Annotated in this window: 6 protein-coding genes; 2 read left to right on the top strand and 4 right to left on the bottom strand. The window is 75.4% G+C overall.

The window, feature by feature from the left end:
* Together E1291_RS38025 and E1291_RS38030 are read left to right on the top strand one after the other, a co-directional pair.
* A partial coding sequence (locus E1291_RS38025) for an aminotransferase class III-fold pyridoxal phosphate-dependent enzyme (RefSeq protein ID WP_131742890.1) occupies positions 1 to 1,771 on the top strand: 1,771 nt, incomplete at its 5' end.
* Positions 1,772 to 1,773: 2 nt separating this feature from the next.
* Entirely contained in the window at positions 1,774 to 3,429 is a 1,656-nt protein-coding gene (locus E1291_RS38030; RefSeq protein WP_131742895.1) for an amidohydrolase, read from the top strand.
* A gap of 157 nt (positions 3,430 to 3,586) precedes the next feature.
* On the opposite strand, the gene E1291_RS38035 is transcribed toward E1291_RS38030, so the two are convergent.
* The 4 genes from E1291_RS38035 to E1291_RS38050 form a co-directional block, all read right to left on the bottom strand.
* A complete protein-coding gene (locus E1291_RS38035) occupies positions 3,587 to 4,840 on the bottom strand; it encodes an SfnB family sulfur acquisition oxidoreductase (protein ID WP_131742891.1) in 1,254 nt (417 codons plus the stop codon).
* Between the two features lie 161 nt (positions 4,841 to 5,001).
* Positions 5,002 to 5,496 carry a beta-class carbonic anhydrase gene (locus tag E1291_RS38040; protein ID WP_131742892.1) on the bottom strand — a complete coding sequence of 165 codons (495 nt, stop codon included), beginning with the start codon at positions 5,494 to 5,496 and terminating at the stop codon, positions 5,002 to 5,004.
* Positions 5,497 to 5,591: 95 nt separating this feature from the next.
* A complete protein-coding gene (locus E1291_RS38045; protein ID WP_131742893.1) occupies positions 5,592 to 5,876 on the bottom strand; it encodes a hypothetical protein in 285 nt (94 codons plus the stop codon).
* Between the two features lie 64 nt (positions 5,877 to 5,940).
* On the bottom strand, positions 5,941 to 6,152 hold a 212-nt coding region (locus tag E1291_RS38050), incomplete at its 5' end, for a response regulator transcription factor (protein WP_131742894.1).

The following is a 6,152-nucleotide window of genomic DNA, read 5'->3' on the forward strand; positions in this document are numbered from 1 at the left end:
CCTCGCCCACGGGACGGGAACGGCGGTGGGCCGCTACGGCGAGCCGCGCTTCCTCGCCCCGGCGCGGCGCGGCTCGGGCGGCGGGGAGGTCGCGCTCGGGATCGACCTGTTCGCCGCGCCCGGCACGCCCGTCCGGGCGCCGCTCGCCGGGCGGGTGGAGGCCACCGGGACCGCAGGGACCGACCTGGTGCTGGCGCACGAACCCGCCCCGGGCGTGCGGTTCAGCACGCTCTACACCGGTCTCGCCACCGGCCTGGCCGAGGGCGCGGACGTGCCCGCGGGCGCGCCGCTCGGCCACGTCGCGGCGGGCGCCGCCGACGGCCTGCCGCCGCGCCTGCGGATCCAGGCGACGGCGGTGCCCGTCACCGCCTGGACGAGCGTGCCCCGGGACGCCCCCGACCACGAGCGCGAGCCGTGGCGGGCGCTGTTCCCCGACCCGACGCCGCTGCTCGGCGCGCAGGACGCGGTCGCCGCCTGGGAGCCCGCCGGGGAGCGGGCGCTGCGCGGCCGGCACGCGCACCTGCCGAACAGCCACCCGACCTACTTCGACCGGCCGATCACCATGGTCCGCGCCCGCGACTGCTCGTTCTACGACGAGCGGGGCCGGTCCTACCTCGACGCGCTGAACAACGTCACCCTCGCCGGGCACGGCCACCCCAGGCTCGTGGAGGCCGCGTCCAGGCAGCTCGGCAGGCTCAACACCAACACCCGTTTCGTCTACGAGGTGCTGTCGGAGTACGCCGAGCGGCTCACCGCGACGCTGCCGGACGGCCTGGACGTCGTGTACTTCGTCAACTCCGGCAGCGAGGCCAACGACCTGGCCCTGCGCATGTCCCGCTACCTCACCAAGCGGGAGGACGTCGTCATCATCGACGACGCCTACCACGGGTACACCTCGGTCGTCGCCGACGTGAGCCCGTCCCGCTACCGGCACTACGGCAAGCCCGACACCACGCATCCGACGCCCGTGCCGGACCGGTACCGGGGACCGTACGGGTACGACGACCCGGACGCGGGCGCGCGGTACGCCGGGCACGTGGCCGAGACCTTCGACCGGCTCGCCGCCGAGGGCCGGCCGCCGGCGGCGTTCCTGTTCGAGGCGCTGCTCGCGGGCGGCGGCCAGGTCGTGCTGCCGCCCGGCTACCTCGCGTCGGTCTTCGCGGCGGCGGCCCGGCACGGCGCGCTGACGATCGCCGACGAGGTGCAGGTGGGCTTCGGCCGGCTCGGCGAGGCGTTCTGGGGGTTCCAGACGCAGGGGCCGGACGTCGTCCCGGACTTCGTGACGATGGGCAAGGCCATGGGCAACGGGTTCCCGGTGGCGGCGATGGTCACCACGCGGGAGATCTCGCAGGCCTACGACCCCGCCGGGAAGTTCTTCTCCACCTACGGCGGCAACCCCGTCGCCTGCGCGGTGGGCCTGGAGCTGCTGAACGTCGTGGCGGACGAGGGCCTCCAGGAGAACGCGCTGGTGACCGGGCAGTACCTGCGCGACCGCCTGGCCGCGCTGATGGACCGGCACGAGCTGATCGGCGACGTGCGCGGCCAGGGCTTCTACAGCGGCGTCGAGTTCGTCCGGGACCGCGCGACCAAGGAGCCCGCGTCGGAGGAGACGCTGCTCGTCTGCGAGCGCCTCAAGGACCGCGGCGTGCTCGTCTACCCGACCGGGCCGTCCTGGAACATCCTCAAGCTCAAGCCGCCGCTGACGTTCTCGCGCGCGGACGCCGACGAGTTCACCACGGCGCTGGACGCCGTACTGGAGGAAGGCTGGTGACCATGACCGGAGCGGACCTCGTCCTGTACGGCGGCAACGTCCTCACCCTCGACGCGCGGTCGAGCACCGCGACGGCGGTGGCGGTGGCGGGCGACCGCGTGCTGGCCGTCGGCGACGACGCGGCGATGCGGGCGCTCGCCGGCCCGGCGGCCCGGACCGTCGACCTCGGCGGCCGGACGGTGCTGCCGGGGATCAACGACGCGCACCTGCACCTGGCGATGTTCGGCCTGGCGGGGCCGCCGTTCTCGGCCGATCTCAACGGCGTCACCTCGCTGGCGGCGCTGCGCGCCGCCCTCGCCGGGGCGCCGCCCGGCCCCGGCGGCGGCGACTGGCTGGTGGGCGAGGGCTGGCGCGAGGCGAACATCCCCGAGTTCGACACCGGGCCCGCCGGCCCGCACAGCACCCTGATCGACGCGGCCACCGGCGGCCGCCCGGCGATCCTGCACCACGCGTCGCGGCACTCCGTCCTGGTCAACACCGCCGCGCTGCGGCTGGCCGGGATCACCCGCGACACCCCGGACCCGGTCGGCGGGGTGATCGTCCGCGACGCGGCGGGCGAGCCCACCGGCCACCTCCTGGAGGCGGCGAAGGGCCTGGTGACCCGGCACGTCCCCGCGCACACCGAGCGGGAACGGCTGGACGCGATCGTCACGGCGATGCGGACGCTCAACTCGCTGGGCTTCACCAGCGTCACCGACCCGATCGTGTGGCCCGAGCTCCTGCGCGACTACATCACCCTGCACCGGGAAGGCCGGATGACGGTCCGGGTCAACACGCTGCTGCACTGGGACTGGCCGTCGCCGACCAGCACGTCCGAGGGCCTCGCGACGGCGCTGCGGTACGCGGGCCTGTCCACCGGCCTCGGCGACGACTGGCTGCGGATCGGCGGCTGCAAGCTGTTCGCCGACGGGGTGCCCACCCAGTGCACGGCCTGGCTGCACGACCCCTATCCCGAGGGCGGGACCGGCCACCTCGTCACCCGCGGCGACGACGAGGACGCCCGGTACGAGGAGCTCATGCGCATGATCGAGCTGGTGCACCGGCACCGCCTGCAGGCGCAGGTCCACGTCACCGGCGACCGGGCGGCGGACGCGGCCGTCGACGGCCTCGCCCGCGCGCTGGAGGCCGACCCGTGGCCGGACGCGCGGCACGCCCTCATCCACGGGACGCTGCTGACCGAGGAGTCCTACGCCCGGCTGGCCGAGCACGGCATCGGCGTCATCACCAGCTCGCTGATGAAGTCGCACAGCGGCGCGTCGATGACCCGCGCGATCGGCGCCGGCCGCTGGGCGCGGGCCTTCCCCGCCGGGGCGCTGCTGGCCGCCGGGGTGCGCGTCGCCGACAGCTCGGACGCGCCGGTCACCTTTCCCGACTGGCGCCGCGGGGTCGCCACCTTCGTCGGCGCCGCCCCCGGGCCGTTCGCCGACGTCCCCCCGGACCTGCGGCTCACCCGCGAGCAGGCGCTGCGGCTGTGGACGAGCGACCCGGCGCACTTCGAGCACGCCGAGCGGCGCAAGGGCTCGGTCGCCCCCGGGTTGCTCGCCGACCTCGTCGTGCTGGAGGAGGACCCCATGAAGGTCCCGGACGACGAGCTCCAGGACCTCACCCCGGTGCTCACCATCGCGGGCGGCCGGGTCGTCCACGACGTGGACGGCTGACCGGTCCCCCTGCCCCGGGCACCACGAGCCGGGCACCGGCCGCATCATGGCGCCGGTGCCCGCCCGCTCCTTCGCCCGCGAGGACTTCCTAGGCGGTGCTCCTCGCGGGCGGAGGGCGGGTCGGCGCGCCCCTCAGCGCGTTCTCAGTGCGCCCCGGTCACAGCTGGCCGTGCCGGGGCGGCGGGGTGCCCGACAGCAGCCAGCGCCCGACGTGCTGCACCTTCCAGCGGGCCGGGTCGTGCAGGGTGTGCGTCCGCGCGTCGCGCCAGTGCCGCGACAGGTTGAGCGCCCCGGACGCCGAGCGCGTCCCGCCCAGCTCGAACAGCGCCGAGGACGCCTCCAGCGAGGCGCGCGCGGCGGCCACCTTGGCGACGGCGGTGGCCACCGACGCCCGCGCGGTGGCCTCGGCGGTCGGCTCGCCCTCGGCCGCGTCGATCGCCGCGGCGGCCTCGCGCAGCAGCGCCTCGGCGCCCCGGACGGCGATCTCCAGCTCGCCCGCCCGCTGGACCAGCAGCGGGTCCTCCGCCGCGGTGGCGGCGCCGCTCTCGAACCACGGGCGCGCCCGCGCGACGGCGGTGACGGCGGCGTCCAGCGCCCCGCGGGCGATGCCGGCGTCGAGGGCGGCGTGCAGCACCTGGGCGCGCGCCCCGTAGGTCGTCGGCCCGTCGAACAGCGCGCTGTAGGGGACGATCTGGTCGTCCTCGACCCGCACGCCCTCCAGGCGGACCGTTCCACTCGCGGTGGTGCGCTGCCCCATGCCGTCCCAGTCGTCCTCGACGGTGACGCCGGGCGCGTCGCGGGGGATGTAGGCCAGCGCCTTGCGCGGCGCGCCGCCGTCGAGCGGCGGCGCGCCGTCGAGGACGGCGCGGACGACGAGCCAGTGGGCGAACAGGGCACCGGTGCTGTAGTACTTCACGCCGTCGAGCAGGTACCCGCCGCCGTCGCGGCGGCGCAGCGCGGTCGCGTCGTCGGCGGCCGTCCGGCCGCCCCGCTCGGCCTGCGCGTTGGCGAACCGGGCGCCGCCGAGCGCGGCGGCGAAGTAACGCGCCCGCTGCTCCTCGGTGCCCACCCGGCCGAGCGCGTCCAGGAAGACGAAGTGGCTGTGCGGGATCTGCGCGAGGCTCGCGTCGGCCGCGGCGAGCGTCCGGAACACCTCGGCCAGCGCCGTCACGCCCACCCCGGCGCCGCCGAACCGGGCCGGGACGGTGATGCCGAGCAGCCCGGACTCCGACAGCACGGCCAGTTCGGCGGCGGGCGGCCGCCGGTCCCGGTCGCGGTCGCCGGCCTCCGCGGCGAACGCGGCGGCGAGCCCGCGCGCGATCTCCGTGGCCTCCTCGGCGGAGCGGATCACGTGGGTCGTCGTCGCGTCCGCCCGGGGCGGACGGCTTTTCTCCGTATTCCCTACAGACATACCGGAAATTCTCGCGGCTCGTCCCGTCCCAGGTCAATGCGGTGCAGGTCAAGACGGCCTAGGCCGATACGGACCGAGTCATCACGGTGTCGCGGACGGGTCGAAAGGGCGGCGCGAGCGCGGCGGCGCCGTCGTCCGCCGCGCGGTCCGGCGCCGGGCCGTCAGCGCTTGACCTCCCGCAGCCGGCCGGTCGTCACGTCGTAGACGAAGCCGCGGATCTGGTCGGTGTGCGGGACGAACGGGTCCCGCTCGATCCGGGCGATGGACTGGCGGACGTCCTCGTCCAGGTCCGCGAACGCCTCGGCGGACCAGTCGGGCTTGATCCCGGTCTCCTGCTGGATGTCGGCCTTGAACGCGTCGTCGGTGAAGGTCAGCATGCCGCAGTCACTGTGGTGGATCAGCACGATCTCGCGGGTGCCCAGCAGCCGCTGGCTGATCGCCAGGCTGCGGCGGACGTCCGGCGTCACGACCCCGCCGGCGTTGCGGATCACGTGCGCGTCGCCCTCGCTGAGGCCGAGCACGCCGTAGGGGTTGAGCCGGGCGTCCATGCAGGCGACGACGGCGACGCCGCGTCCGGGCGGCAGCGGGAGATCACCCTTGTCGAAGGCCGCGGCGTAGCCTTCGGCGCTGGCGAGGAACTCGTCGGTCACGGACATGAACGCCTCCGGTCACTCTCGGTCTCCCAGATGCCCCTCACCATTGCCGATATAACCGACCAAGTCAATAGACAATGCGGGGACGGCGGGTCGCCTCAGCGCGGGAGCCTCTTCCAGTAAGACGCCCAGACCCCCGACAGGACCAGCGACAGGGCGACCAGCAGCAGCCAGACCCACCACACCAGCGTCGCCGGACCGCCCGCGGCGTTGGAGACGGCGCCCGCGAGGATCAGCGCGAACACGTCCAGCGCCGCCATCGCCCCGATCGGCCCCCACAGCAGCGCCTTCGACCGGCGCGGCCCGCCGGTTCCCGGCGGCCGGGGGCCGGGCGGCGGTACGGGCGGAGGGAGGTTCGGGGGCGTCCCGGGGGAATGGCTCATCCCCCAAGCATCCCCCGCCCCGCCGGTTCTCGTACCGGTTTCGCCACTCGCCGGTACCGGCCGGTCACTCCGCATCGTGGACGAGCAGGGCGATCTGCACGCGGTTGTTCAGGCCGAGCCTGCGCATGATCCGGGAGACGTAGGACTTCACCGTCGCCACGGTCATGCGGAGCTCGGCCGCCGCCTCGGCGTTGGACAGCCCGCGCCCGACGGCCGCGGCGACGCGCCGCTCCGCGCCGGTCAGCGCCGTGAGCCGGGCGCGCGCCGCGTCACGCG

Origin of the sequence: Actinomadura roseirufa (genome assembly GCF_900659635.1) — a bacterium.
GTDB classification, from domain to species: Bacteria; Actinomycetota; Actinomycetes; order Streptosporangiales; family Streptosporangiaceae; genus Spirillospora; species Spirillospora roseirufa.

What these genes read in the sequence shown, in the direction of transcription:
- E1291_RS38030 (WP_131742895.1), top strand. Translation starts at nt 1,774, where the DNA reads ATGACCGGAGCGGACCTCGTCCTGTACGGCGGCAACGTCCTCACCCTC.
- E1291_RS38035 (WP_131742891.1), bottom strand. Translation starts at nt 4,840, where the DNA reads ATGTCTGTAGGGAATACGGAGAAAAGCCGTCCGCCCCGGGCGGACGCG.
- E1291_RS38040 (WP_131742892.1), bottom strand. Translation starts at nt 5,496, where the DNA reads ATGTCCGTGACCGACGAGTTCCTCGCCAGCGCCGAAGGCTACGCCGCG.
- E1291_RS38045 (WP_131742893.1), bottom strand. Translation starts at nt 5,876, where the DNA reads ATGAGCCATTCCCCCGGGACGCCCCCGAACCTCCCTCCGCCCGTACCG.